The organism is Nonomuraea indica (assembly GCF_002850745.1).
GTDB lineage: Bacteria > Actinomycetota > Actinomycetes > Streptosporangiales > Streptosporangiaceae > Nonomuraea > Nonomuraea indica.
Genome location: NZ_KZ559472.1, coordinates 1 through 26,999, shown reverse-complemented (window position 1 = coordinate 26,999; position 26,999 = coordinate 1). Strand labels below are relative to the sequence as shown.

The window sequence follows — 26,999 nt, the reverse complement described above, 5'->3', positions numbered from 1 at the left end:
CAGGACGTCAGCAGGGCGGCTCGTACGGAGATCCGTCCGCGTCCGGGCTCAGGTGGCAGAGGGCGACGTACGCGGCGCGACCCACGATCGCGGAGTACGTGGGAAACGAGAGGGGAATACGGGCGAGTTCCCGGACCGGCATGCGAGCCGCCATCGCCACGGCGGCCAGCTGGGTCGTCTCCACGGCCCGCTCGCCCACGACGTGGCAGCCGAGGATCCGCTGGGAGGCCCGGTCGACGACGAGCTTGCAGAATCCGGTGGTCCGGCCGTCGATGATGGGACGCGCGGCGGCATCGAGCCGGACGGTCGCCGCGATCACGTCGTGCTCCTGGCGAGCCTGCGTCTCGGTCAGGCCCACCCCGGCGTACTCGGGATCGGTGAAGCTGCCGACGGGGCTGATCTGGTCCCACAGCGGAAGTTCCGGGCCCCGTACCGCGTTCGTCGCCGCCACGAACCCGGACTGGGCCGCCTGCGGAACCAGCATGAGCCGGCCGGTGACGTCGCCTGCGGCGAAGACGTGCGGGACGGAGGTCCGCTGGTAGGCGTCGACGCGCACGAATCCGCGTTCGTCGGTCTCGACGCCGGCCGCGGGAAGGTCGAGTCCCGCCGTGTCAGCGGACCAGCCGATGGCCACGATGGCCAGGGCCGCCTCGGCGCTGTCAAGCGTGCCGTTCTGGATGAAACGCATGCGCACGCCGTCAGGCGCTTTCTCGAAGGACCGGACCGCGTCGAGCTCGTCCCGCACCACCATGCCGTGCTCACGGAACGCCGCCGTCACCGCCGCGGAGACGTCGGCGTCCTCCGACGGGAGGATGCGGGGCCCGGTCTGGAAGAGCTGGACGCGTGAGCCGAAGGCGGTGAAGACGGAGGCCACCTGCAGTCCCGTCGCGCCCCCGCCGATCACCAGCATGGACGGAGGGACCTCGCGCAGCGTCCAGGCATCGCTGTGGGTGTGGGTCAGCTCGGCCCCCGGCACGACGAGTGGCCGGCTGACGCCTCCCGTGCACAGGATGATCTTCGTGGCCTGGAGTCGCAGCCCACGACTGGTCTCGACCGTGTACGGATCGACGAACCGGGTCGTTCCGGCATGCTCATGGACCTGCACGCCGAGGCCGTCGATGCGGTCACGCAGAGCCGAGTGCGTCCGGATGTCGTGGACGACCTCGTCCACCCGGTCGAGAAGCCGCGGATAGTCCAGGCGGAACCCGTCCGCCGCGATGCCGTAGCGGTCGAGCTGGCGGGCCTCCCGCAACAGCCGGGCCGCGTGGGCGAGGGTGCGGACCGGCACGGGGCCGTCGTTGGCGGCCATTCCGCCGAACTCCTCGCGGGCCACCAGAGCGGTGCGAGCGCCGAGGCCCGCGGCGCGATGGGCCGCGAAGGCGCCTGCCGGTCCGGCGCCGATGACAAGGACATCGATCATGTCCGGTCCTGTGGGTGAGGCGTGACGAAGGTGGTGAGCGGCTACCCGATCGGCCGATGCGGCCGCAGGCCGTCGACCATTCCCTCCGTCCACTGTAGGCCGCCCAGGTTTCAGCCGCCGCCCTTGCCGAGGCCTCCAGGCACGGCGTCGGGTGGCCGGCCGCGTGGAACGGGGAAGACGTCATCGACGTCGTCCGGTCGGATCGACCGGCCGCCGAGCAGCGGTGAGGGCGCTCGGCGGCGAGCCGCCCGGTAGGCCATGACGAGGAGGATCGCCGCCCACACCATGACGACCGTGGTGGTGATGGCCGCGAGGGTCCCCGACGCGGCGGCCGTCGCCGAGGCGAGGTTGTAGGTGACATGCCAGCACGCCGCCGCGGCGACACCGCCCCCGGCGGTGTTGTAGACCTGCGCCAGTACGAACGCCCCTGCGGCCATTCCGAGGAAGAACCCTGGCAGTACGAGCGGGTCGAACCCGCGGAAACTGGCCAGAATGACGAACAGCGGGGCGTGCCAGCCGGCCCAGGCCAGCGCCGTGATCACCGCGGCCCGTACCGGCCCGTGGCGACGCTGCAGGTGTTCCTGGGCGAACCCGCGCCAGCCGCCCTCCTCGCCGAACCCATTGAGAACGATCAGGCCCGCGAGCATCGGCAGCACCGACGAAGGCAGGCCGCTGATCACGAAGTACTCCGGCCAGGGCGGCACGTCCTGCTCGATCAGCAGGATCGCGACGAGTCCCGCCGCCAGCATGGCCAGCGGGCTGAAGGCCATCAGCGTGGCGCGCCGATCGGCCCGCCACCGGCACAACCGGCGAAGGTACGCACCTACGGCCGCCCGCCCACCCGTGACGGCGGTGACGGCGACCGCCGCCAGCAACGGACCGAGCAGGCCGGGCATGTGCGTCGGCCAGGGGTCACCGCCACGCACCACCCCGCCGGCCACACCGATCGGCACCCACCAGCCCCACGACAACAGGTACGCGAGTGCGAAGAACGACACCACCGGCCGGCGCCTCACCAGCGCGGCGAATCTGGCGATCATGGCCTCATTACACCGGCCACCGCACCCCCGTGGAAGGGCCGTAAGGCCCGGACTCGTCCGGGCGCCCGCAGGCCGGAGACCATCCGGCCACATCGAGGGCACACGGCTCGGCTCGTGTGCCCCGGGGACGCGATCGACGGCCTTGCGGGTGCGGTCCTCGCTGGACGGCATGAGGTGCGTGTACGTGCGGAGGGTGAAGACCAGCCGGTGGGTCACGGGCTTGCCGGTGAGTGCCTGCCAGGGGAGCGTGACGTCCACGGCGGGTGGTTGATCATTGTCGGGTCAGCGAGTCCAGGAGTTCACGGCCATGCCGCCACGAGCCCAGGCCGCTGGCGGAGTTGAGGTGTCCGCACGCGCCCGCCAGATGCCACCGCGCATCCCACCGCGCGGCGAAGCCGGCACCCGCCTGCGGGGTGCAGTACGGGTCGTCGGCGCTGCCCACCACCAGGGCCGGACACGGCAACGGTTGCGCCGACACCTCCATGAACGTCGCAGCTGCCTGGCGGGGGAAAGCCGGCCCGTGCGGGTCGGGGGGCGCGACCAGGAATGCGCCACCGGTCGGGCTTGAGGGGTTGTTGCTCAGCCAGATGGACGCCGCCCAGCAACCCAGGCTGTGGGCGACCAGCACCACGCGGCTGTCTTGCCGGCGAGCCTCGTCATAGGCCTCCTGGACAGCCTTGACCCAGTCATCCAGATCGGGAGCCGACCACGAGGCAGGGGAGATCCTCACCGCCGAGGTGCCCCACTGCCGCTCCCACAAGGTCTGCCAGTGCCGTCCGTCCGAACCGTCGATACCCGGGATGACGACGTACGCGACCACTGCCCACCACCGTTTCACTCGCCGCTCTCTGCCACCCTGGGAGCGCCTGGTGCAGATTCTGTTGAATCCATCAGGTCAGTGGCGGTCGCGCGAGCGATCTCAAAGAAAGTGGTGCTGACAACGATGGAATCACTCGACCGGATAGACCGGGACATCCTCGCCCTGCTCCAGGCCGACGGCCGGCTGACCGGCGCGGAGGTGGGGCGCCGGGTCGGGCTCTCGCAGCCCGCGGCCAGCGCGCGCATCCAACGACTGGAGAAAAGCGGCGTCATCACCGGCTACCGAGCCGTGGTCGACCCGGTAGCCCTCGGGCTGAACATTCACGCGGTCATCCGGCTCCGCACCACACATGCCCACCTCTCACGCGCCCTGGACTTCGCCTCCCGGACCCCCGAGATCGCCTCCAGCCTCAGGGTCACCGGGGAGGACTGCCTCATCTTCCATGTCTACTGTCCGCAGGCAGGACGACTCGAAGAAGTCGTCGACGCACTTGCCCGGTACGGCCCTGTCACCACGTCCCTCGTGCTGCGCGCATACCCTCACAAGCCGCTGACCGACGCCACCTCTTGATCCGAGCCTGCGGACCTTGACCGGTTGCGGCACCGGGCCTCCCGAGCGCCGCTCGAACGTGACCAGCAATCACCGAGGCGGACACGGGGGAAGAGGCGGTCGAGCCGCCGCGGGTGCCTCCTGCGCGGTTGTGCAGGGGTGGTGGAGGCGTGGCCGTTGACGTCGTGACGCCGGGTCAGTGCTCCCAGGCGGCGGCGCCTCGCAGAAGGCGGTGGTCGGAGACGGTGTCGGCGCAGGCCGCCGCGTCGCCGCGTACGTTGGTGAACCAGTAGGAGCTCAGGAAGATGTAGTCGATCTTCACGGGTGTCTCCAGGTCGGTCGCGCACGTCGGCACGGCCGTGGGCTCTCCGCTCCTGCATCGGTCGGCGCTCTGGTCGCAGGTGGGGCCGAAGAACGCCGTGTCGTTCTCGTCCACCTCCTGGAACATCCCCTTGCCGTCGTTGTGGTCGTAGAGTGCGTCGAGGATGGAGTCGGTGGGCGCAAGGTTGAAGTCGCCGCCCAGCACGACCGGGTCGCCCTCGGCTGCGTAGGACCTGGTGACCTCGGCGACCTTGTCCACCTGGGGGCCGCCCTGACCGGTTTCTGGGGCGATGTGGGTGTTGCAGGCGCGGACGGGGCGGCCAGTGACGGGCACGCGTCCGCACAGCAGGATGCGGTTCTCGATCGCGCCGTCGCTCTCGTCCTCGGGGAGGGGGACGACCGTCCTGGTGCCCTCCTCGAAGGTGCCCTTCGCGAAGGTGGCCAGGCCGAAGCGCTGGTCGGAGCCCCAGTCGAGGCAGCCGGACGAGGTGCGGGTCGCTCCCCAGACGCTGTCGTAGCGCGGGCCGTCGGTGCGGGTGCTCAGGTGGTCACGCAGGAGCGTCCACTGCCCGTAACACACCTCCTGGAGGAACACGAGGTCGGCATCCCAGTGGTCGATGGCCGACACCATCGCCGCTTGAAAGGCCTTACGGTCCACGGGCGGGCACTGCTTCGCCGCGCCGCAGATGTTGTAGGTGATGAAGCGCGGCCGGGGCCAGCTGGCGGCGTCCGGCATGTCGGCTTGGGCGGGTCCCATAGGCAGGACCAGACCTGAGAACAGCAGAGCGGTCACGAACGTGCGCAAAGCTGCCCGCATCAGCGAGCTCCTTCCGTGAGGGGGATGACCTGCTGGGTGATCCTCGCCCGCTCGGCGGCGAAGACCGCCAGGTGGGAGGCGAGTGACTCGGCGGGCCCCGATCGGATCAGGTCGCGCTCGCCGGTCGCCACCGCGCGCACGAACGCCTCCATGAGCCGTTCGTCGCCACCGGCGTGGCCACCTCCGGCTGTGGGGTCGCCCGTCGCGGCGACCGTGATGGTGGAGACGTCGCCCGTGCGGAAGTCGTGGACGCGCACGTGCTCGCCGTCGCACTCCAGTTCGCCGTGGGTGCCGAAGATCCTCGTACGGCGGTGTCCACCAGCGTTAAAGGCGGTCATGGTGAAGACGCCGCTCGCGCCGCCGTCGAACTCCATGGCCACGACCTGGTGATCGACGACGTCGTTGTCGCAGTCGTAGACGCACCTGCCGTACGGCCCGTGCCGCAGTGCGCTGGTGAGGGCGTCCTCGGTGAACTCCCTGGTGACGACGCTCAGCGGCCAGCCGTGCTGCCCTTCGCGCAGGCGCCCGCCGTACAGTCTGGGCGCCGAGTAGGGGCATGCCGGTTCGACGGCGCAGTCGAGGCACCTCGACGCCGATCCTGGCGGCCGGTTGTCGCGCGTGAAGTGCTTGAGCCCGCCGAAGCTGGAGACCCGCGCGATCGGCCTGCCGACGACGTACTGCAGCCAGTCGAGGTCGTGAGAGGACTTGGCGAGCAGCATGAACGTGGACTGGTCGGTGCGGCGCCAGTTGCCGCGCACGTAGGAGTGCGCCTGGTGCCAGAAGCCCACGGGTTCGAGATGCTGGACGGAGACGATCTCGCCGATCTGCCCGGAGCGCACGACGGATCTGACCGTGTCGGTGTAGGGCGCGTAGCGCAGCACGTGGCAGACAGCGAAGATCACGCCCGCGCGCTCGGCCGCCGCGACGATCTCGCGGCACTCGGCTTCCGTCGGCGCGAGCGGCTTCTCGATCAGGATGTGGTAGCCGAGTTCCGCGAAGGTCCTGGCGGGCTCGGCGTGGTCGCCGTCCTGGGTGGCGATGACGACGGCGTCGGCGATCCTGCCTTCGGCGGCGAGGTCGCGCCAGCCGGCGAAGATCCGGGCGCCGCCCGCCTCGGCCAGGGGACGTGCCCGCTCCGCGGCCGGGTCGGCGACGGCCGCGATTCGCGCCAGGTGCGGGTGTGCGAGCGCCCAGCGGGCGTATCCGCTGCCGCGGTCTCCGGCTCCGACGATGGCCAGCGACACCGGGGTCATACTGCTCCGTTCAGGCATTCAGGTTGTCCAGCAGGGAACTCTCGACGGAGTCGAGCGCGGTTCTGAGCGCGCCGACGGTGACGGCCTTGTCTCCCAGGGCCGACACCTCCAGGCGCGGCGGCAGGGAGGTCATTCGCGGCAGCCTGCGCCTGATCGGCTCAGCGATCTGCTCGCCCGCGGCCGCGACGCCGCCTCCAATGACGATCAGTTCGGGGTTCAGGAGCAGCGCCATCGTGCCGATCGCTCTGGCGATGCGGGCGAGGATCTCCTCCAGCACCTGCTGGGCCTCGGTGTCACCGTCGCGGGCGGCGGCGAGCAGCAGCGCGGCGTCGCCGGTCAGCGAGCTGGTGTGCTCGCGCAGCCTGGCGACGACCTCCTTGCCGATGTGGCTGGCGAGCGCGCCTATGCCCTCGGCGCCCGGCGTGTGTTCGAGCAGGCTGAGGAAGGACATTTCGCCCGCGCCCCCGTCGTGGCCGCGGAAGACCTGGCCGCCGGAGACGATCCCGGCGCCGAGCCGTTCACCCGCGAGCACGTAGATGACGTCCTCGCTGGTCGAGGCCACGCCGCGCCAGCGCTCTCCGACGACGGCGAGGTTGGCGTCGTTGTCGGCGAGGACGGGCGCGCCGAAGGAGCGGCCGAGTACGGCCCGCAGGTTCAGCCCTTTCCAGTCGGGCAGGACGTCGCAGGTGAGCACCACTCCGGTGCGCGGATCGACGATGCCAGGCGTGGCCGCGCAGGCCGCGAGCACGGCCGACCTTTCGACCCGCGCCTGCTTCAGCGCCTCACGCACGGCCTTGCGCACCCCGTCGAGCCGTTCCTTGCGGCCGAGCTCCTGCCCGAGCGACCTCACCTGGGTCGTCAGTACGACACCGCGCAGGTCGGCCACGGACACCATGCACTTGTGCACACCGATGTCGATGCCGACGACATGCCCGCGCTCGGCCCTGAAGCGCACCAGCCGGGCGGGCCTGCCACGGCGACCGGGCGTGTCGTCCTCGACCTCGGCAATGAGGCCGATGCGCCGAAGGTCCTCGATCACGGCGTCGACGGTGGGCCTGGAGAGCCCGGCGGCGTCGGCGAGCTCGGTGTGCCTGATCGCCTCGACGTCCCGCAGCACGTTCAGCACGGTCTCCGCGTTGAGCCGGCGGAGCAGAGGAGCGGTCGCTGCGGAGGTCATGGCAACATCCTCGTGGTCGTTGGATCGTTGTGGATCACCCAGGTCATCCCTTCACCGCGCCGGAGGTGAGCCCTGCGACGATGCGGCGCTGGGAGATGAGGACCAGGATGACCACGGGAACGGTCACCATCAAGGCCGCCGCCGCGATGGCGCCGTAGGGTTGCTGGAACTCCGACTCCCCGGTGAAGAAGGCCAGCGCGGCGGGGACCGTACGCGACCGGTCGGTCGAGGTGAGCGAGATCGCGAACAGGAACTCGCCCCAGCAGGCCAGGAAGGTCAGCAGGAACGTGGTGACCACGCCGGGCGCGGCGACCGGGATGATCACCCGGAGCAGCGCCTGGAGCCTGCTGGCCCCGTCCATCTGGGCGGATTCCTCCAGATCCCAGGGGATCGTGCGGAAGAAAGCGGTCATCAGCCAGATCGCCAGCGGCAGCGAGAACGACACGTAAGGAATGATCAGCCCGAGCCAGGTGTCGAAGAGCCCGAGGTCGGTCCACAGTGTGAACAGCGGCCCCACCAAGGCGATCGCGGGAAACATGGTCAGGCCGAGCGCGAGCCCCAGCACCGCGCCGTTGCCACGGAAGCGCAGCCTCGCGATCGCGTACGCGGCGAACACCGCGACGATCACCGAGACGGTCGTGGCGATCAGGGAGATGCCCACGGAGTTGCGCAGCGCGGTGGTGAACATCGGGTTGGTGAACAACCCCGTGTAGTTCTCCAGCGTGGGCGAGGCGGGCAGGAAACGGCCGTCGTTCTGCAGGGAGGCCGGTTTGAGCGACAGGCTGACGACCCACACGATCGGGGCGAGCGTCCAGACGGCGACCGTCGTGGTGACCAGCAGGTCGGCGATCCTGCGCTTCATGACTCACCCCTGAACGCTCGGACGAACCCGGCCGCGATCATCGCGACGCAGACGAACAGCAGCACCGAAACAGCCGAGCCGAGACCGACCTCCAGGTCCCTGATGAGGAAGCGGTAGCTCAGGAACGACAGCGTCTCCGTGCCGACCGCGCCCTGCGTCTGGATGTAGACGGTGTCGAAGACGCGGAAGGCGTCGAGGGTGCGGAACAGCAGCGCGACCACGATCGCGGGCCGCACACACGGGACGGTCACCCGCCAGAACCGCTGCCACGCCCCGGCCCCGTCCACCTTGGCCGCCTCGTACACCTCGCCCGGCACGGTCACCAGCCCGGCGAGCAGCATCAGCGCCATGAACGGCGTCGTCTTCCATACTTCGGTCAGCACGATCACCGAGTAGGCCGACCAGGTCTCGCCGAGCCAGTTGAAGTCGCCGCCGACGAAGCCGACCGACGGCTGGAAGGCGAAGCGGAAGGCGAACGCCGAGACGACCGTCAGCACCGCGTACGGCACGAGCACTATGGTCCGCAGGAACTGCCGCCCCCACAGCATCTTGTGCATGGCCATCGCGAGCGCGAAACCCAGCACGAACTCCAATCCCACGCTGGTCACCGTCAGAACGACGGTCGCGGCGAGGTCCTGCCACCAGGTGTCGCTGGTGAGTATGCGACCGTAGTTGTCCAGCCCGGCGAAGGCTCGCTCACCCGGCGCGCTCAGTGAGTAGTTCTCCAGGGAGAGCGCCGCCGTACGCAGGACAGGTACGACCGTGACCGCGACCATGAGCAGCAGGGCAGGGGCGGCCATGAGCCACCCGAGCCGCTGCTCACGTGCTTGAGGAATCTGGCTCACTGCTTGACGGCCTCGCTGACGGCGGCGTTGGCCTTGGCGGCGGTCCCGGCGGTGACGGAGGCGGGCGGGTGGAAGGCCGTCTGGATGGCGGTGGACAGCGCGTTGTACTTGCGCGCCATCGGACGCGGGGCCGCCTCGGCGATCGAGTCGCGCATGACGTCGGCGAAGGGGAACTTCGCCCGCACCTCGGGGTCGTCGTAGACCGAGGAGCGGGCGGCGGGGATGCCCGACTGGAGCATGAAAGTCTTCTGCGACTGCGTCGAGGTCAGGCAGGCGAGCGCGGCGAAGGCGCTCTGGCGCTGGTCCTCCGGCGTGCCCGCGCCGACGGCGAGGTTGGAGCCGCCGAGCGGCGGCGCGCTGGGTGAGCCCTGGACGACCCTGGGGTAGCGTGCCCAGCCGTAGTCGTCGAAGACCTTCTTGAACCCGGGTTCCTTCCGGGCGCGATCGGCCGCGGCGGCGTAGACGTAGCCCCAGTTCGTCATGAAGGATGCCTCGCCGTTCTCGAAGGCGGCGCGCATGGTCTCCTCGTCGAGTGTGCTCATCCCCTTCAGCGCCGAGGGGCCGGAGGCCAGCGACGAGATGACCGTGGCGGCGGCCCTGCCCGCGTCGGTGTCGAGTCCGGGGTTGCCGTCGGGGTCGACGATCTGGCCGCCGGCGGAGGCGACGAGGGCGTTGATGAAGACGGTGTAGCCCTCGTAGCGGTTGCCCGGTGTAGCGACGCCGCGCTCGCCGTCGGGCAGGCTTCCCGCGGCGGTGAGGAGCTGCTCCCAGGTCAGCTCGCCCTTGGCCGGGTCGATGCCCGCCTGCTGGGCGCGCGACTTGCGGTACCACAGCAGCTGCGAGCCGGACAGCAGCGGCGCGGCGTAGACCTTGCCCTTCCACGTCGCCGACTTCATGGCTCCGCCGAGCGTGCCCTCGGAGACGGTCCTCGTCGTGCTCTCGGGCAGCGGCAGGATCCAGCCAGCCTCGGCGAACTCCGCCGTCCAGACGACGTCGAGGGTGATGAGGTTGACCGCGCGGTCCTTGGCCGACAGACGGCGGACGAGCTGCTCGCGCTGCTTGTCGGAGCCTTCGGGGAGGGTCTCGACCTTGATCGTGTACTTGCCCTCGCGGTTGCAGGCGGCCACGGCGGCCTGGGTGGGCGTGTCGGCGTTGGGTCCCTGCCACCAGGTGAGCGCGACGGGACCTTCGCTCTCGGAGGCGCAGGCGGCCAGGGGGAGGGCGGCGAGCGCGGCCACGGCCAGCCGAAGCAGCTTCTTCATGAGGGGGTTCTCCCAGGCGGAGGAGGCTTGCTCTTTTTATAAGAGTCATTTATTAATTGCATCAGCAGAATAGGAAGCGCTCAGAGCGCCGTCAAGCTGCTCCTCACCAAAGGACTCACATGCACCGCACCGCCTTGACATCCCTGGTCGCGGCCCTGGCCCTGGCGCTTCCCGCCTCGGCGGCAGTGGCGAGCACGCCGCAGCTCCCGCCGGGCGTCACCCTCACCACGCTCTCGCTGGGAGCCCAGGACGCCGACGACTTCTGGACCGTCCACGTCTACCTGCCCGCACTCCTCGACGGCCCGTTGAAGACGGCGGGCACGGCGATCGGGTCGAAGGAGATCGCCGACCGGGTCGTCGCCGCACTGACCGAGAAGGGCTTCGAGCCCCGCCTGGAGCGGGTCGACGCCCCGGCCTTCGCCGACCGCCCAGCCGGGCCGCTCGGCTGGACCGTACGGCTCGGCCGCTACGCCACCGGCGACGAGGCCGCCACGGCCCTCGCCAAGGTTAGGGCTGCGGGCTTCGCGGGAGGCACCCGTTACACCGCGCAGGACGGCACCGACGAGAACGCGCCACAGAAGGTGCACGTGCTCCGCGTCGACTTCCGCGACTTCCACGGCACCGTCGCCACCGGATTCGGCCCGACGCTCTCCGACCCGGAGACCCTCACCGACCAGATCGCCTCCAGCGGGGCCGTAGCGGGGATCAACGCCCAGTGGTTCTTCAACCGTGGTCCCGGCGGCCTCTACGTCAAGGACGGCAGGCTCCTCGGCAACGCCACCCAGGGACGCGGCGGCATCAAGATCACGAATGGTGGCAGGCGCGTGGACGTCGACGCCTACACCGCCCATGTCACCCTCCACGGGGGCGCGGAATCGGTCGAGATCGACGGGGTCAACCGGCTGCCCGGCGAGATCTGGAACTGCGGTGGCGTCGGAGGCGACCTGCCCACCGAGAAGCCGCAGCATGACCTGAAGTGCACCGACGACAGCGAGCTCGTGCGCTTCACGCCCGAGTGGGGTCAGCCGCCGTCGGGCGAGGGCGCGGAGGCTGTCGTGGACGCTCGGGGGTTCGTCGTCGCGGTCAACCGTAGCCGTGGCTCCGCCGTACCTGCTGGGGGGTGGACCGTGCAGGCGATCGGCGACAGCGCCGAGTGGCTGCATGCGAACGCCAGGCCCGGGAGCAGGCTGCGCGTTTCCGAGCGGGTCGAGGACAGCAGGGGCCACCGGGTGCCGCTCACGCCCGACACGACGATCCTGCAGGTCGGGCCCACGCTCGTCCGTGACGGGGAGATCTCGGTCAACGCCGAGGCCGACGGCCTGATCAGGCAGGGCGGCGACCAGACCTTCACCTACAACTGGACCCTGCGCGCCAACCCGCGCTCCATGATCGGCGTGGACGAGCAAGGCCGGTTGATGCTCGTGGTCGTGGACGGTAGGCAGGCCGGCTACAGCGAGGGCCTCGGCATCGCGCAGACGGCCGAACTGATGAAGCGGCTCGGGGCCGTGGAGGCGATGAACCTCGACGGCGGTGGCTCCAGCGTCGTGGCGACCGCGGAGGGCGGCATCGTCAACCGCCCCTCCGACGCCACGGGCCAGCGTTCCCTGGGCAATGCCATCCTGATCAACGCCGGATAAGCCCTTCCAGCAGGAGGTCGAGGAAGCCGTCCGCCTGCGCCGGGCTCCCGGCGCGGGCCACCGCCGTGGTGAGCGGCACCAGTTCGACCACGTCGAGGTCGGGCCTGGTCGCGCCCGCGACCTGAGCGGCGGAGACCAGAGGGGCGGCGGCCTGGTGCACGGCGTGGTGCCAGGCCGCGACCTGCGGCGGCTCAGCGTACGCCCGGACCCTGGCAGGCGGCCGTGAACGCCTCGCCGAGCACCCCGCTCTCAGTGATGCGCACGACCGCCTCGCGCAGACCCGCGGGTCGTAGACGGCCTCGATACGCCGTTCCCGCGTCGCGAGGTGGCGGTAGAGGGTGGCGTTGCCGACCCCCGCGGCTTCGGCGATGTCGCCGAGCGAGGCTCCGGCTCCCTGGGCGTTGAGCCCGGTCCCTGCCGCCTTCACCAGCCGTTCGTGCATTGAGGTCACTGCGGAGGGGACAAACCTCAGGTCGGCGCCATAGTGCCGACGTCACCCCAGGCCTCAGCCGCCGCCCTTGCTGAAGTGCTGGTAGTCACTGTTCGGCGTCCTGACCTGCGGTGATGTCGGTCAGGTCTGCGCGGAGGGCACATCCAGGGCACATGGCTGGGGCTCGGGTGCCCCCGGGACGCGATCGACGGCCTAACGAGTGGGGTTCCTCGCTTGACGGCATGAGAGGTGTGTGTGCGGAGCGTGACCCGGGATTCGCCCGCCGCCGAGCAACTCCTTGACCTTGCTGGGATGGACGCGCCGAATTCGCCTTTCTGTCAGGGCCACAGCCTGGGTGTGTCGCGGATCACATACAAAATCTGCGCCACCTCCGATCTCTGCAACTGATCGTTTTGACCAGGAGGCATGTCTCCTGTGGTCGAACCAGGTCTGACTGCTCGTGTCGGGTGAGTGACGCTCCCGCTGTTGACCGATCTTGATCTGTCGATCACATTCCCATTGATCCACTTTATGTCTGTCTTAGACGCGTAAGGCCCCGATCTCCCGGGGTCTGCGTCAGCGTGCCCTGAAGGGATACGGGATGTCGGATCGACGTCTGCCGGTGTGGTTCGTGGCGTTCGTAGTGACGCTCATGGGGCTGGTCCTGGTTTCCAGCATTGGGGTTCCTGATCAGCTCGTGCAGCGGGCCGCTGCGGCGGCGGATCCGGAGCAGTCGGTGGACGGCCGCCCGGTGTCGGAGAAGAAGGCAGCCAAGGGCGCTGAGGAGTCTGTGCCGAAGGTTGAACGGCATAAGCCGGTGTGGCCGAAGGCGGGGAGCGCCGAGGTCAAGCTGACCGACGCGGGCAAGGCGGCTCAGGCCGAGGGTTCGCCGGTCAAGGTGGGTCAGGTCAAGGGCGCGGACGTGGGCACGGTCAAGGTGGAGACCTTGTCGCCGGAGGCTGTGCGCGCGCTCGGCGGAGTGGGAATTGCCGCTCGGGTGGTGCGGGCTGATGGGGCTGCTGTGCCGGGGAAGGTGCGGGCCGAGTTCTCCTACGCGGGCTTCCGGGATGCGTTCGGTGGGAACTTCGTCAGCCGGCTCCGGCTGGTGCGGGTGCCGGCCTGTGCGGTCGAGGTGCCGCGGCCGAAGTCGTGTGTGGCGAGGCCGGTCGTGGTGCCGTCGTCGAACGATGTGAAGGCCGGGACGCTGGTCGCCGAGGTGGAGGCCACGCCGGCGACCGCTGCTCCGGCCGAGGTCAAGCCGCCGGCGACGCGGGACAAGGACCGCAAGGTGGCCGCGTTGCAGGCGGCGCAGCAGCGGCAGGCTGCGCAGTTGGCGGCCGGTTCGGTGTACATCCTGTCCGGTGGCATGACGGGGCGTGACGGGAACTGGGGCGCCACCGATCTGAAGCCGTCGGGTACGTGGCAGGCGGGGACGTCGGGGGGCGGGTTCGACTATGACGTGCCGCTCCCGGAGCCGCCCTCGGTGGCGGGCAACGGTCCGAGCTTGTCGCTGCAGTATGAGGCGTCGTCGGTGGACGGGCAGGGCGACTGGACCAACAACCAGTCCAGCGTGGTGGGGGCCGGCTGGGATCTGAGCGCCGGGTTCATCGAGCGGCGTTACCGCCGCTGCTACGTGGACAACTGGTACGACGACAACACCGCGGCCCTCGTCTGGAGCGCCCAGGAGCAGGGCATCGGCGGTGAGGCGTTGTGCTGGGAGTCGCCGGATGAGAACGACGGCGACAGCACCACCAATGACAAGTCGCAGTCGGAGCTGGTGCTGAGCGCGGGAGGCCGTTCGGCGCAGATCGTCAAGGACCGCACCTCGGGGGCGTGGAAGACGGTCCCTGACCTCGGGTGGAAGATCGAGCAGGTCGCCGGCGGCGCCGACGGCCAGCCGTACTGGAAGATCACCAACCAGGACGGGACGGTGTGGCGGTTCGGCTCCACCAAGGACGCCCAGTGGCAGGTGCCGTTCGTGGGCAACGAGTCGGGTGAGCCCTGCTACGACCGCTACTATAACGACGAGATCCCGCCGACCTGCACCGGGGTGTGGCGGTGGAACCTCGACCAGGAGATCGACCGCAACGAGAACGTGGTCGACTACTCCTACACGCGCGACAGCAACTACTTCTGCCTGCCTTCCTGCATCCACGAGCTGTATCGGGTGCTGCCGTATGACCGGGGCGGCTTCCTCGCCTCGGTGAGCTGGGGTCACAACACGCAGGTGAGCGGCAGTGCGCCGACCGCGAGGATGACGTTCACCACCGCCGCGCGTGACGGCGGTGACGTACCGACGGACCTGCAGTGCACCCAGGCCACCGGCTGCGCGAACAGCGCGATCGCGTTCTACAACACCCGCAAGCTCACCTCCGTGCTGACCGAGTCGCTCAACCCCACCTCGGGTGAGTGGGACGATGTGGACCGGCTCGATCTCAAGCACACCTGGGTCTACCAGCGGACCGACTTCGGTCCGGCCGATGACCCGGTGCTGTGGCTGGACACCGTGCAGCAGACCGGCCTGGCTGGCGGGTCGCAGGTGGTGTTGCCGCCGCTGGACTTCGACGCGGTGATGCTGGCCGGGAAGATGGACCACGACACCATGTCGGACTGGACCGACCTGCTGTCGTGGCGGATGGTGCCGCGGATCGCCGGCATCGCCAACGGGATGGGCGGCCGGATCGAGGTCTCCTACGGTCAGGCCGATCCGTGTAGCGGTGGCAAGGGCCGTGACGGGTCGAACTACTTCACCGACAAGACCGGTGACTGCTACGACGTCGACTACGGCAGTGACCCCGAGCAGGGGTATGAGAGCTGGAGCCGCTACTACAAGCAGCTCGCCGTCAAGGTGGTCGAGCGCGACATGGTCGCCGGCTCGCCCGACATGGTCTCCCAGTACGAGTTCCTGGGAAGCCCGCGTTGGACCAAGCCGATCGAGTTCGCCGAGCCGGGCCAGGCGCCGTCGACCTCCGACTGGCGCGGCTACAGCCAGGTCCGCACCATCGAGGGTTCCGGCAGCGACCCCTCGGCCTACAGCGTCACCACCCGCACCTTCCTGCGCGGCACCGGGGAGACGGTCACCGACTTCGACGGCAGCACGACCGTCGACAAGCCGATCCTGCAGGGCAACGTGCTGCAGGAGCAGGCGTGGAAGATGACCTCGCTCAATCCGCGTGCCTACACCGAGGTCGACTCGACCCGGTATGAGTACACGATCCAAAGCACCGGCAACGGCCCGGGCACCACGGACCCCGCGTTCGTCCTGCAGACGCGGGAGCGCTCGCGCGAGAAGGTGACCGGCGGGACCTGGCGCTACAGCGACGAGAAGACCGCCTACAACGCCGACGGCCTGCCCATCAAGGTCAACGACTACGGCCAGGACGGTGTCGCCGGTGACAACTCCTGCACCTCCACCACCTACGCGCGCAACGCCGACGCCGGGCAGTGGCTGGTCGACTTCCCGTCCGTGGTGGAGAAGCGCGCCGGTGACGACTGCACGGCCGGCACCCTGGTCGGCAAGACCATCACGCTGTACGACCTGGGCACCGACCCGGCCACCAACAAGCCGAGTGACGGCAACGCCACCGAGGTCCGCTCCCACGCCAACGCCAGCACCGTCTCCACGGTCAAGGCGACGTTCGACGACTACGGCCGCACCCTTTCCTCGACCGACCCGCTGAACAAGACGACCACCACCACCTACACCCCGCCGGCCGGCTGGCCCACCACCGGCGTAACCGTCACCAACCCGCTCGGCCACACCACCACGGCCAAGCTGTCCCACGTGCTGGGCGAACCGGTCGCGGTCACCGACGCCAACGGCAAGACCACCGAGATCGACTACGACGCGCTCGGCCGCACCACCGCCGTGTGGAAGCCCGGCCAGCCGCGCAGCGGCGGCACCCCCTCGGCCACGGCCACCTACACGATCCCGTTCAACGGCTGGTCCGGCCAGCCCACCGCGCCGATCAAAACCACCCTCAAGGAACTGCTGACCGGCAGCGGCAGCTCAGCCAAGTGGACCGCCACCCACAGCTACGAGGACGGGTTAGGCCGGCCCCGTGAGGCCCAGACCGCCTCACCCGCCGGCGGGCGGATCGTCACCGTCACCACCTACGACCCGCGCGGCCTTACCACGGCGGAGTCGGAGCCGGTGCACAACACCGCAGAGCCGGGCAGCGGCCTGCTCAACCCCGCGCTGACCAGCCTGCCGCAGTGGACCAAGACCGTCTACGACGACCAGGAACGGCCGACCGCGCAGATCGCCTACCACCTGGACACCGAGCTGCGCCGCACCACCACCAGCTACCCCGGCCAGGACCGCAGCGAGGTCACCCCGCCGGTCGGCGGCAAGACCGCCACCGTCACCGACGTCTACGGCCGCACCGTCAAGGTCGAGGAGTGGTCGGACGCCACCAACCACGCCGACACCACCTACGCCTACGACCTGAACGACAACCTCACCACCATGACGGACGCCAACGGCAACGTCCGCACCTACACCCACGACTGGCTCGACCAGCGAACCGCCGCCACCGACCCCGACGCCGGCAGCTCCAGCTACGGCTACGACCTGGCCGGCCGACTCGCCTGGAGCATCAACGGCAAGGGCCAGAAGGTCTCCAACACCTACGACGACCTCGGCCGCCGCACCATCCAATGGTCCGGCGAACCGAACACCGGCACCAAGCTCGCCGAATGGACCTATGACACCGTCGCCAAGGGCCACCCCACCGCCGCCACCCGCTACACCGGCGGACAGCCCTACACCCAGACGGTGACCGGCTACGACAGCGACTACCGGCCCACCACCACCAAGGTCACCATCCCCGCCACCGAAGGCGCCCTCGGTCGCGACTACACCTTCACCACCGGCTACGACGCCGCAGGAAGCCTCCGCGAACACACCCTGCCCGAGGCCGGCGGCCTGCCCGCCGAGAAGCTCACCTACTCCTACACTGACCTCGGCTTCGCCAAGGCCCTGACCTCGGACCTCGGCGGGTTCACCTACGTCAACGACACCAGCTTCACCCTCACCGGAAAGCTCCACGCCCGCTTCCTCGGCGGCAACGGCAAGATCAAGCGCACCCTGGAGCGTGATCCCACCACCGACTGGCTGTCGCGCGTCTTCACCCAAACCAAGGCCGACACGTCAACCCCGGACACCGTCCAGGACGACCGCTACAGCTACAACGTCGCCGGGAACATCACCCGGATCCTCGACGCCGCCTCGGCCGTCCCCGGCACCACCGACGGTCAGTCCGAATGCTTCGCCTACGACGGCCTGCTCCGCCTCAAGACCGCCTACACCACCACCGCGAGCAGTTGCACTGGCTCCGGTGACGCCAAGGGTCTCGACCCCTACGACCAGTCGTACACCTACGACAAGGTCGGCAACATCACCACCCTGACCGACAACGGTCAGAGCGCTACCTACACCTACCCCACGCCAGGCGCCAACGCCGTGCGGCCCAACGCCGTCACCGCCATCACCCGCCCGAACGGCACCGACACCTACGCCTACGACAACGCCGGCCAACTCACCGCCCGCACCGTCGCCGGCAAGCAAGCCACCTTCGACTGGGACCCGCTCGGCCAACTCACCCAGGCCACCGTCGACGGCAAGCAGACCGCCATGGTCTACGACGCCGACGGCCAACGCCTGATCCGCCGCGACCCCGACGGCAGCACCACTCTCTACCTCGGCGCCCTGGAACTCCGTCTCGCCGGTGGCCAGGTCACCGCCAAGCGCTACTACACCGCCTCCGACGGCACCCTCATCGCCCTGCGCGAGACCGGGGGCGGCGTCACCTGGCTGCTCGCCGGCCAGCACGGCAGCACCCAGCTCGCCATCAACGACTCCACCGGCACCGTCAGTCGCGAACGCTACCAACCCTTCGGCAAGCGCCGCGGCGGCGACGACCTGCCCTTCACCGACCGAGGTTTCCTCGGCAAGGTCGAAGACGCCTCCACCGACCTCACATACCTAGGGGCCCGGTACTACGACCCGGCCATCGCCAAGTTCATCTCCACCGACCCCGAACTCGACCTGCGCACCCCCGAATGGGCCAACGCCTACAGCTACGCCGCCAACAACCCCATCGACCTGTCCGACCCCGACGGCCGCCGCGTCGACGCCGGCGGCGGCAGCAGCGACAAGAGCTACGGCTACAGCCGTAGCAAGAAGCGTCCCAACGCCAACCAGAACTTCGCGAAAACCCACCATGCCAGCGGCAAGAAGAAAACCGCCCGCGAACGCAAGATCCACAAGCAGCGCGAGCGGCAGAACGAGCGCGCACGCAAGAAGGAAATCGAGAAGCGCAGACAGGACGCCAACAGGAAGCGCTATCGCGAAGATGCCCTCCGGAAGCAAGCAGACATAGATTACCTGACAGCAATATCAGGGCTTACTGCCGGCGACGACAATATGGCTAATATTGGCGTCAATGTTCCAATTCGTAACATCAGGTCCCTCGGGATTCGTGTACCCAGCGCTAACATAAGACCGTTCAGGTCCAACACTAAGCCCTGCAATAGCTTCGTCTCGGGTACCAAAGTCCTCATGGCCGACGGCTCATACAAGCCAATCGAAAAGGTTAGAGTCGGCGACCATGTGCTCGCTACGGCGCCTCGTACTGCTGAAACGACACCCAAGGCTGTGGTTGATCTAATCAGTGCCGAAGGTGAGAAGAATCTCGTTCAGCTTACTGTTGATATCGATGGCTCGCGGGGTAGCAAGACGGGTATCATCACGGCCACAGATAATCACCCCTTCTGGGTGGTGGACCTGTCTCGATGGGTGCCTGCTATTGATCTTCGGGCCGGGAAATGGCTTCTTAGTAATACGGGGAACCCTGTTGAGATCAAGAAGGTCTCGAAGTGGGCCGCAAGTAGGCAGCGGGTTCATAACCTGACGGTGGCCGATCTTCATACGTACTATGTGGCAGCTGGGGCAGCGCCGGTCTTAGTCCACAATTCCAGCAGGCCATGTGGAACCAAGGCAGTGGAGGAAGGTGACTGGCAGCACATCGTGGATCGTCACCGACCCGGCGGTGCCCTGGTTGACGATGAGGCAGGGATCCTTACAGGCAAGGCCAAGGTCGTTCGTCAACGAATAGCTGACACTATCAATCGAGGGGCGTCCAGGCCTAATACGCCAGATCCAATCACAGGAGAAGCGCGTCCTGGGCAAATCTATGAATGGGATTTCGGGACACCTGTGGGTAGAGCGGGGTCGGCGAACGGCGGTGGCAATCTGAAGCGGATCCGCGTTATCGTCCACGATGGTAAAGTTGTGACAGCGTTCCCGTACTAGATCCACCTGTACAATGAGGAATATGTGATATATCTAACCTTCAAGGTCCCGGACGCTGGGTCGCCCTGGCGTAAGACCTGGGATAGCGTCAACCAAGTCGATCCGGGAGAACTCAGCGAGATAGACATCCGCTACAAATACTTTGGCGCAAATGTTCACCTGCTTATCGATGGCGTTGAAGTGATATCGAAAAAGAGATTTGTGACGCTCGTGGACTTTGCGCTATCCATCTCTCATGCCGTGAAGCGTCTATCGTCAGGAGAAGACGCAGCAATCGGCTTTACAGAAAGTGAGGAAGTAATTCGACTGCACGGTGATGGTAATCTCGTTGCCATAAGTTCATCAAAGCATTCCTGGGAGGTCTCCGTTGATCGCGAAGAGTTCATAGTAGTGCTTACTGACTTCCTGTTCCAGGTTCATTCTCGCCTTACGACAGAATTCCCTTGGTTGGCCGCTGATCCGGTAATTCAGCGGTTCTCCGTGAGATGACGTGAAAGCGTCAGTGTCACTCGACGGGGCGGCAGAGTTGACCTGCGGCAGATGTGGCACAGATCCCCGCCCCTCGTGATCGGCGGGTACGGCGCACCCGCTGGTGGTGATGCTCGGTCTGGTCCAGGCGACCTGATTTACGTCCGCCACGCGACCCTCGCTGAAGACCGCTGCCGAACCCGCACTGCCTCGGCTCCGTCCATCCTGGCCACCATGCGCAGCTACGCCATTGGCGCGTTACACCTGCTCACTGGGTCTCACATAGTGAGAACTCCTTCAGCCCCTCGCCCAAGTGGGATGCGGGAGTCAAGATTGTGCGATCCGCGTACTAAGCTACTGAAAGCCTAGTACTACAGCCTGATTTCGTGATGTTTGAGCCAACGCCTCCAGTAGTGGCTGGCTCGTGCGCGCGTCTGATGGTGTCCTCGACGTTGGGACCAGTCGAGGGCGTGGCTGAGTGGGCGGGTGATCGTGGCGGTCAGACGTGCCAGGAGACGGCGGATTTCGGCTGGTGTGAGGCGGACCAGGCCGCTTGGGCTTTTGGGGCGTGTGCGGCGGTAACGGCAAGGTAGGCGTGGGCGAGCATCGCCAGGGTGATGTGCCTGTGCCAGGCGTCATAGCGTCGGACCTGATACTGGTCCAGGCCGGTCTCGTTCTTGGCGCTCTGGAAGCATTCCTCGATGGCCCAGCGGGCGCCGGCGACGGCGATGAGGTCCTCCAAGCTGGTGCCGACCGGGGCATGACACAGGTAGTAGGCCAGCTCGAGTTCGCCCTTGGTGTTGGGGGTCAGGCTGCGGCGGACCAGCAGCCAACGCTGGTAGCCGGGCTCGGTCTCGAAGTGCACGGTGGCCAGGGCCCAGTCATACAGGCGCGGCCCTTTGGAGCCGTTGCCGCAGGAGCGGCGTTTCCATGCCTCGGGCGGGGCCTGGGCGGTCGCGGTGTCGGCGTTGATCTGCCCGCCCCACGCCTTGCCGATCCATTGGTTCTTGGGCACCGCGACCACGTAGCTGAGGTGGTGTTCTTCCAGGAAGCGCCGGAACTTGAAGTCCATGCCGTAGGCTTCATCGGCCGTGACCCACGAGGCCGGAACGCCCGCCTCCAGAGCGCGGGTGAGCATCATCCGGGCCAGTACGGGCTTGGTGGCGAACTGCACGTTTTCCCCGATGCCTGCCTGGGCGCATCGAGCTCGATCGTCGGTCCAGGACTTCGGCAGATACAGTTCGGCGTCGATCAGCGCACGGCCTGACGGGGAGGCGTAGGCCAGGAATACCCCCAGTTGGCAGTTCTCCACCCGGCCCGCGGTGCCGGAGTACTGGCGTTGCACCCCGGCCGACTTGTCGCCCTTCTTCAGGAACCCGGTCTCATCCACGATCAGCACGCCGTCGCGGTGGCCGAGGTTGTCCATCACGTAATCGCGCAGGTCAGCACGCACCTCGCGAGGGTTCCAGCGGGCGCTGTTCAACAAGCGCTGCATGCGATCCGGCGCCGCATCCCCAGCCGCCTCGGCCAGCTGCCAGCCGTTCTTACGCTCGATCGGAGCCAGTAACCCCAGGAGGTACGCCCGCGCCTGACGCCGCGGCTCCACCCGCCCGAACCGGCCGGCTACCCGCCCGAACAGCACATCCAGCCCCGAGACCCACTCCTGGAGATCATCGGGCGTTAACTCACCAACCATGCATTCAGCCTACAGATCACAAAACCTGGCTGTAGTACTAGTCGCCCTTCTTGAGAAGGCTGTCACCACAGGACCTTCTGACCTGAGTAACGGTGGGCACTGGACGTATCGAGGTACTCCGCTCCGGGGAGGGTGTCCCCGAGAATGCGATCGACGGCCTTGCGGGTGCGGTCCTCGCTGGACGGCATGAGGTGTGTGTACGTGCGGAGGGTGAAGCCGGGGTCGTGGTGGCCGAGGTACTCGCTGAGGGCCTTGATGCTCTCGCCGCCGTCGAGCAGTACGGAGGCGTAGAAGTGGCGGAGGGCGTGCATGCCGTGCTTGCGATGCGACTCGGGCATCTGGCCCTTGGGCGGGGCGGGGACGATGCCCGCGCGGACGAGGGCCAATCGCCACTGGTTCTGGTTGAAGTAGGTGCAGTGGATCGCGTTGCCGTTCGGTGTGGTGAAGACCAGCCGGTGGGTCACGGGCTTGCCGGCGAGTGCCTGCCAGGGGAGCGTGACGTCCACGGCGGGGAAGGTTGCGAGGTGGGCAGAGAGTCGGAGAGCCACTGAGTCCGGGAGCGGCACGTCACGCGTCTTCCCGCCCTTCGGCGGAGCGAAGACTTGCCGGCCCCGGACGAGCTTCACCTGTCGCCGCACGTGGACGACCCTGCGTAGGAAGTCGACGTCATCCACGGACAGGCCGAGGATCTCGCCTTGCCTCAGGCCGAGGCCGGCCCCGACGTCTACCGTTACGGCATACCTCTTCCCGAGGGCGGCCCGCATCCCGTCCACCATGTCGTACGTCCACGGCTTCACCTTGTCGCGCGAGATCGAGGGTGCTCGCACGACAGAGGCCTTGCACGGGTTCCTCGCCACCAGGCCGTCGTCCACAGCTGTGGAGAACACGGCGGACACGTGTGCGAGCAGGACCTTGATGTAGGACGGGGCCAGTTGGCCCTGGAGCCCGCGGATCCAGGCTTGGATCATCGACGGCCGGTTGGCGAGCACGCGCATCTCGCGGTCGCCCAGGACGGGATAGATGTGGTTGCGGAGTCTCATGGCGACCTGGTCATGGACAGCCTCGTCGAACGGTGCCGTCCTGAGCCATTCGTCTGCACGCTGGCGGAAGAGGACCTTGCCGGCGCTGGGGTCGACGTACGTGCCGACGGCGAGTTCGTTCTTGATTTTCGCGTCGAAGGCGTCGGCAGCGGCGCGCTTGTCGAAGTTCTTCTTCCGCTGCTCACCATGGTCGTCGCGCCATCGGACCTGCCAGCGCTCACCCTTGCCATGGCCGGACGTGGGCACGCGGTTGTGCTCGGGACACGGGGAGTCCCCAGGGCGCGGTCTGGATTTGTGCCACCTGTCGTAGACGGTCATGACTGCTCACGCACCCAGGCGTAGACGTCCTCGGGCAGGTAGCGGACATGGCGTCCGATCTTGCAGCCCTTCGGTCCCTTGCCGAGGTAGCGCCACTGGTAGAGCGTGGTCGCCGGATGCCGAGGAAGTCGGACAGTCGCTGGATCGTCCACATCCGCTCGTCACTCTGGTGCACGGTCACAGCGCCTCCTCTGACATGGGGTGCGTGTACGTGGGCGCGGGTGTGGGTGTGCCTGTGATCGCAGCCGCGAGGAGTTGGTCTCCGAGGGACAGGCCCTTTCCGGCGTACTCCCAGTGGGCGATGACGAGGACGGTGTCCTCGTCGAAGAGCGGGAGGCGGCCGGTGGTGATCTCCTCGGCGCGCATGTGTTCTTCGCGGGCGGTGCGGAGGGCGCCGAGGGTGGTGGAGTAGCGACGGCTCTTGGTGGAGAAGTGGCCGCGGAAGCCGAGCATGTGGGCCCACTGGGTGAGGCGTAGGTCGGCCAGGTCGTCGAGGGCGCCCAGGCGGAGGCATTCGGCGATGAGGCGACGGGCGTGTTCGCGCAGCCGGTGCAGGGCCAGTTCGTCGAGGGTGTGGATGCGCCGGTCGAGGGTGCCGACGCATTCGGCGGCCTTGGTGGCGTACTTGGCGATGTAGGCGGCGACGGCTTGTTCGGTGAGGTCGCCGTTCATGGTGATGGGGCGGATGTCGAGCTGGGTGCCCCAGCGGAAGATACGGGCGAGTGGCTCGACCTCGACGGCTATCGCGCTGGCCGCGTGCTGGACGGCTTGGGTCAGGGCGTCAGCGGTGGCCCAGGCGGGCTCCCGCCGCTAGCGTCAGTCGACCTCTACCCCCCACGCCTCACGTGCGACGTCTGCTAGGGGGACCGTGGCCTGGGCTAGGTGACGGAGGCAGCTGCCTTCTGCCAACGACACTAAGAAGAGGGGATATGCTGCCCGGTTTCCAGCGATGCTACGAGCGAGATCGATAGGCATCGTGGTATCCCCGCGGCTCAGCATGTGCATTACGAGACCTTCATGGTCTCGACCTTGTGCGTACAAACGCTTGGAGAAGTCAGCAATTCGCCGCCAGCCGTCGCCGTCGATATCTCCCCGACGATGACGATCCACTTCTGCTAGCAAGCATATTTCGAGAACTACACGATCGTTGCCATCGTACCCCGCGAGCAACTGCCGAGCGCTCTCCCAGTCCGGATGTCGATAAGCGAGCGGCAGCATTATGAGCAGCGCACAAGTTCTAGGGCGCAGGCTTGTGAGATCAAGGTCCTGAGGATATCCGCGACCAGCACGGCGCGTGCGGAAATCGAACCTCTCAGTCGAGCTAAGCATGTAGATCTCATCGATACTGAGGGTCTCGATAAAATTCTCAATCGAGGCAATAAACCGTGAGAGAGTCGTAGGTCCACAGACCATAAATGCGATCTGGAGAACTCGCAACCTTTCCGCTGCAGACGATGCTTTAGCAAATTGCGCCCGCCACCAACTAACTGTACCCTTCCATCTCTTAGAGCGTTGCAAGCGCTCAATAAGGTCGAGAGACGCGTCTGAAAGGTTGAAATCCTCTCCATTAGGGAAAGCAGCTTCTGTGAGCCGGACCCAGCACGTAGCGGCGTATGCCAGGCGTATCGCCAGCCAATTATCGCCTCTTCCCAGCGTTGCCTTCTCGGTGATCGTGCGCCAGATGCTTATGTCTTCCTGGAGGACATTTGCAGGTGTCTTGGACAGTGTCTCAAATATCGTCCAAAACTCCTTGAGGGCAGGTCGATCGGTCTCAAGAAGCTTGGGGGCGAATCGGAAGCCGTACGCGTGTGCTAGGGCGTCATCAGGAGTGCGCCGATTGCGATAGAAGTAGCTATTCGGGTCAAGAAGGAATGTCTGGGCTACGATCGTGGCATAAGCAATTTTGTGATTGATCGTCGACGCAGAGCGGAGGTCGACACCTCTAAAGACAGTAGCATCGAGATAGTCGTCGACCAGACCGTCATCCTGGTCGATCCAGTCCCAACGGCCGGCCATGGCAGCGATACCTGCGAATCCAGCTTCCCGCAGCTGCGGCAGACTTGCAATAGCAGTGATGTCCCGAAGGTCGCAACGTGAGAGTACTCCCAGCGCATAGCCATCGAGCAAGAAATTGCGCAGTGACTCTTGGTTGGGAACGCTAGCAGATGCTAGCCACCGTTTTCTGAGAACATCTACGGTAGTGTTGGCTTGAGCGAGCTGAGCAATGCTAACTCGGATATCAGAGTGAGTGTTTTCTGACAGCACTTCAAAACATCTATCGAGAAGCTCATTTCGACCACAGCCGTCTGGCAGGACAAGGGGTTCTGTCCGGCTTGAGGTCTGATAAACACTTCCAAAAAGAGAACGGTAGCCGTCATGGGCTAGCACAAGCTGGACTATGCTTTTAAGGCTACGCTGATTCTGACTAAACACCCAGTCGGCAAGTAGGGTGGCCGCTAGCGCGCGCGGATAGTGAGTTAGGGCGTGATCACCCTCTTCGGCCAGAATCTGCAACCTTTCCACGAGGGCAGGAAGTTCAGCCTTTTTGAAGCAGCCCGCATAGAAGCGCGTCACATTTTGCCAGTATGTGCTCCGGGCGATTGCGTCAAAACGTTCATCGATCGTCCCCGGTTGGGGATTTCCGGCAGTACTGTGAGGTGCGTTCTCGTATAGGAACTTGGCGGCAAAGAACTCTCTCAGTGGCTGGACCTCAAATTTGTACTGACCCTCTACCGCTCCAACCAGAAAGACGACTCTTTGCGTTACGCCATGAAATAGCTTATCTGCTAATTCGGGAGCACGGTCTTCACTGATCAGATATTTACGCAGGACCTCCAGCAGGCGCCCCGACTCAATCTTTCCAAGAGCTCGCCCCTTCTCCGCCTCTGAATGTAGTACCCATGCGAGATATCGATGAATATCAATTAGTTCCTCGCGGAATTCCTTTACGACGTCGTTCTTCCCCGCTTCGCGCGCGAAGAACAGGTCAACGTATAGCTCATAGAGCGTGGTCCGCTTGTCGGGCAGACTGGCGCCTCGGGTTCTAATTACACTCAATAGGATCGTCAGCTGCATTGGGTTACGAGCAAGCTCGCGCATATGCGTCTGATCCAACTTGTTGTTGAGAATCCGCCGAAGTTCCGAATACTCCTTGGGTTTCAGGTTCTCGGCTTTGGACCATTTTTCCGAATATGCCCTTATGAGGGGGATGGTTAGACTGCTAAGAGACCATGATTCAAAGAGCCTTGGCGGGAAGCCTAAGACCTCTGCCAATGCGGACGGCCGTGTCGTTATGATGGTTTGGAGAGAAGCTGCAGACTCGCTGAGCCGTCGCACAGTCCTGCAGATCTCTTCGATAACGCGATTTCGTAGTGCTACGTCCGCAACTTCGTCGAGTCCATCGAGGAAAAGGAGGAGGGCGCTTTTCTGGGCTATCGCGCTCAGATCTCCAACACTAAACGGCATGCCCCCTGATCTCTCGGTCACGAGTGCCGCTATAAATGACTCGACTGACTTTGTTGTGCCTGTTGGCCTTTTCTCCTCAGGATCGTCGGCGAAAGGATTCATTCCTGAAAGCCAGGTGGCGTACTCTCGCAGATCGATTTTGATCGGCAGCCGAGCTGAGCGTGGGTGGTAATAATCTTCGATGCAGTCCAGCTCTGGCTCACTTAGTGAGTGCTTTTCATCTTGCCTCGCGGAGCTGAAGGACGAGGATCGCCTTGACAAGCT

At 66.6% G+C, this 26,999-nt stretch carries 18 protein-coding genes and 1 pseudogene; 4 read left to right on the top strand and 15 right to left on the bottom strand.

The annotated features are described in order from the left end of the window. Positions 1-7: 7 nt before the first annotated feature. The 3 genes from CXR44_RS18785 to CXR44_RS18775 form a co-directional block, all read right to left on the bottom strand. Positions 8-1,420 (bottom strand): dihydrolipoyl dehydrogenase family protein, encoded by a 1,413-nt coding sequence (locus CXR44_RS18785; RefSeq protein ID WP_101787391.1) that lies wholly within the window; start codon positions 1,418-1,420, stop codon positions 8-10. 110 nt (positions 1,421-1,530) lie between these two features. Then, on the bottom strand, positions 1,531-2,460 hold the full coding sequence (locus tag CXR44_RS18780) for a CPBP family intramembrane glutamic endopeptidase (RefSeq protein WP_180903547.1): 930 nt from the start codon (positions 2,458-2,460) through the stop codon (positions 1,531-1,533). 271 nt (positions 2,461-2,731) lie between these two features. Continuing rightward, complete coding sequence (locus tag CXR44_RS18775) at positions 2,732-3,280, bottom strand: RBBP9/YdeN family alpha/beta hydrolase (RefSeq protein ID WP_101787389.1); 549 nt, start codon at positions 3,278-3,280, stop codon at positions 2,732-2,734. Positions 3,281-3,391: 111 nt separating this feature from the next. On the opposite strand from CXR44_RS18775, the gene CXR44_RS18770 reads away from it, so the two are divergent. Beyond that, entirely contained in the window at positions 3,392-3,850 is a 459-nt protein-coding gene (locus CXR44_RS18770; RefSeq protein WP_219601891.1) for an Lrp/AsnC family transcriptional regulator, read from the top strand. Positions 3,851-4,025: 175 nt separating this feature from the next. Here the strand turns inward: CXR44_RS18770 and CXR44_RS18765 are convergent, their stop codons facing one another. The 6 genes from CXR44_RS18765 to CXR44_RS18740 are packed head-to-tail and all read right to left on the bottom strand — an operon-like array spanning position 4,026 to position 10,366. Further along, a complete protein-coding gene (locus tag CXR44_RS18765; protein ID WP_101787388.1) occupies positions 4,026-4,967 on the bottom strand; it encodes an endonuclease/exonuclease/phosphatase family protein in 942 nt (313 codons plus the stop codon). Continuing rightward, positions 4,967-6,220 (bottom strand): Gfo/Idh/MocA family protein, encoded by a 1,254-nt coding sequence (locus CXR44_RS18760; RefSeq protein ID WP_101787387.1) that lies wholly within the window; start codon positions 6,218-6,220, stop codon positions 4,967-4,969. Before CXR44_RS18760 ends, CXR44_RS18765 begins: the two co-directional genes overlap by 1 nt. A gap of 10 nt (positions 6,221-6,230) precedes the next feature. Continuing rightward, positions 6,231-7,397 (bottom strand): ROK family transcriptional regulator, encoded by a 1,167-nt coding sequence (locus CXR44_RS18755; protein WP_101787386.1) that lies wholly within the window; start codon positions 7,395-7,397, stop codon positions 6,231-6,233. A gap of 43 nt (positions 7,398-7,440) precedes the next feature. Beyond that, complete coding sequence (locus CXR44_RS18750; RefSeq protein ID WP_101787385.1) at positions 7,441-8,259, bottom strand: carbohydrate ABC transporter permease; 819 nt, start codon at positions 8,257-8,259, stop codon at positions 7,441-7,443. Beyond that, positions 8,256-9,059 (bottom strand): carbohydrate ABC transporter permease, encoded by an 804-nt coding sequence (locus CXR44_RS18745; protein ID WP_101787384.1) that lies wholly within the window; start codon positions 9,057-9,059, stop codon positions 8,256-8,258. The genes CXR44_RS18750 and CXR44_RS18745 overlap by 4 nt, the downstream gene beginning before the upstream one ends. Positions 9,060-9,100: 41 nt before the next feature. After that, positions 9,101-10,366 carry an extracellular solute-binding protein gene (locus CXR44_RS18740; RefSeq protein WP_101787383.1) on the bottom strand — a complete coding sequence of 422 codons (1,266 nt, stop codon included), beginning with the start codon at positions 10,364-10,366 and terminating at the stop codon, positions 9,101-9,103. A 119-nt stretch (positions 10,367-10,485) separates the two neighbouring features. Here CXR44_RS18740 and CXR44_RS18735 point away from each other — a divergent pair, with 119 nt between their 5' ends. Next, positions 10,486-12,003 (top strand): phosphodiester glycosidase family protein, encoded by a 1,518-nt coding sequence (locus tag CXR44_RS18735; protein ID WP_101787382.1) that lies wholly within the window; start codon positions 10,486-10,488, stop codon positions 12,001-12,003. Here CXR44_RS18735 and CXR44_RS18730 read toward each other — a convergent pair. Next, complete coding sequence (locus CXR44_RS18730; RefSeq protein WP_101787381.1) at positions 11,990-12,445, bottom strand: SbtR family transcriptional regulator; 456 nt, start codon at positions 12,443-12,445, stop codon at positions 11,990-11,992. The two genes, CXR44_RS18735 and CXR44_RS18730, sit on opposite strands and share 14 nt — an antisense overlap. 589 nt (positions 12,446-13,034) lie before the next feature. On the opposite strand from CXR44_RS18730, the gene CXR44_RS18720 reads away from it, so the two are divergent. Together CXR44_RS18720 and CXR44_RS38935 are read left to right on the top strand one after the other, a co-directional pair. Next, a complete protein-coding gene (locus CXR44_RS18720; protein ID WP_180903545.1) occupies positions 13,035-19,748 on the top strand; it encodes a polymorphic toxin-type HINT domain-containing protein in 6,714 nt (2,237 codons plus the stop codon). A gap of 24 nt (positions 19,749-19,772) precedes the next feature. Then, complete coding sequence (locus CXR44_RS38935; protein ID WP_144070005.1) at positions 19,773-20,237, top strand: hypothetical protein; 465 nt, start codon at positions 19,773-19,775, stop codon at positions 20,235-20,237. 478 nt (positions 20,238-20,715) lie between these two features. Here CXR44_RS38935 and CXR44_RS18715 read toward each other — a convergent pair whose 3' ends face one another. The 5 genes and pseudogenes from CXR44_RS18715 to CXR44_RS38930 form a co-directional block, all read right to left on the bottom strand. After that, positions 20,716-21,912: an IS701 family transposase gene (locus CXR44_RS18715; protein ID WP_101787378.1), complete on the bottom strand. Its 1,197-nt coding sequence runs from the start codon at positions 21,910-21,912 to the stop codon at positions 20,716-20,718. A gap of 62 nt (positions 21,913-21,974) precedes the next feature. Next, the gene (locus CXR44_RS18710; protein ID WP_144070004.1) at positions 21,975-23,270 is read right to left on the bottom strand and encodes a tyrosine-type recombinase/integrase; all 1,296 of its coding nucleotides are present in this window, start codon (positions 23,268-23,270) and stop codon (positions 21,975-21,977) included. Further along, a complete protein-coding gene (locus CXR44_RS18705; protein ID WP_245899262.1) occupies positions 23,267-23,422 on the bottom strand; it encodes a helix-turn-helix transcriptional regulator in 156 nt (51 codons plus the stop codon). Before CXR44_RS18705 ends, CXR44_RS18710 begins: the two co-directional genes overlap by 4 nt. A gap of 25 nt (positions 23,423-23,447) precedes the next feature. After that, positions 23,448-24,062 (bottom strand): annotated as a pseudogene (locus tag CXR44_RS18700) (replication initiator); the annotation flags it as partial. Positions 24,063-24,086: 24 nt separating this feature from the next. Next, a complete protein-coding gene (locus CXR44_RS38930) occupies positions 24,087-26,756 on the bottom strand; it encodes an NACHT domain-containing protein (RefSeq protein ID WP_144070003.1) in 2,670 nt (889 codons plus the stop codon). Between the last annotated feature and the right edge of the window lie 243 nt (positions 26,757-26,999).

Excerpts from the sequence above, each read along its gene's own strand:
- CXR44_RS18710 (WP_144070004.1), bottom strand. The coding sequence starts at position 23,270 with ATGACCGTCTACGACAGGTGGCACAAATCCAGACCGCGCCCTGGGGAC.
- CXR44_RS18720 (WP_180903545.1), top strand. The coding sequence starts at position 13,035 with ATGTCGGATCGACGTCTGCCGGTGTGGTTCGTGGCGTTCGTAGTGACG.
- CXR44_RS18730 (WP_101787381.1), bottom strand. The coding sequence starts at position 12,445 with ATGCACGAACGGCTGGTGAAGGCGGCAGGGACCGGGCTCAACGCCCAG.
- CXR44_RS18760 (WP_101787387.1), bottom strand. The coding sequence starts at position 6,220 with ATGACCCCGGTGTCGCTGGCCATCGTCGGAGCCGGAGACCGCGGCAGC.
- CXR44_RS18735 (WP_101787382.1), top strand. The coding sequence starts at position 10,486 with ATGCACCGCACCGCCTTGACATCCCTGGTCGCGGCCCTGGCCCTGGCG.
- CXR44_RS18785 (WP_101787391.1), bottom strand. The coding sequence starts at position 1,420 with ATGATCGATGTCCTTGTCATCGGCGCCGGACCGGCAGGCGCCTTCGCG.
- CXR44_RS18715 (WP_101787378.1), bottom strand. The coding sequence starts at position 21,912 with ATGGTTGGTGAGTTAACGCCCGATGATCTCCAGGAGTGGGTCTCGGGG.
- CXR44_RS18755 (WP_101787386.1), bottom strand. The coding sequence starts at position 7,397 with ATGACCTCCGCAGCGACCGCTCCTCTGCTCCGCCGGCTCAACGCGGAG.
- CXR44_RS18745 (WP_101787384.1), bottom strand. The coding sequence starts at position 9,059 with ATGGCCGCCCCTGCCCTGCTGCTCATGGTCGCGGTCACGGTCGTACCT.
- CXR44_RS18780 (WP_180903547.1), bottom strand. The coding sequence starts at position 2,460 with ATGATCGCCAGATTCGCCGCGCTGGTGAGGCGCCGGCCGGTGGTGTCG.
- CXR44_RS18750 (WP_101787385.1), bottom strand. The coding sequence starts at position 8,259 with ATGAAGCGCAGGATCGCCGACCTGCTGGTCACCACGACGGTCGCCGTC.
- CXR44_RS18740 (WP_101787383.1), bottom strand. The coding sequence starts at position 10,366 with ATGAAGAAGCTGCTTCGGCTGGCCGTGGCCGCGCTCGCCGCCCTCCCC.
- CXR44_RS18765 (WP_101787388.1), bottom strand. The coding sequence starts at position 4,967 with ATGCGGGCAGCTTTGCGCACGTTCGTGACCGCTCTGCTGTTCTCAGGT.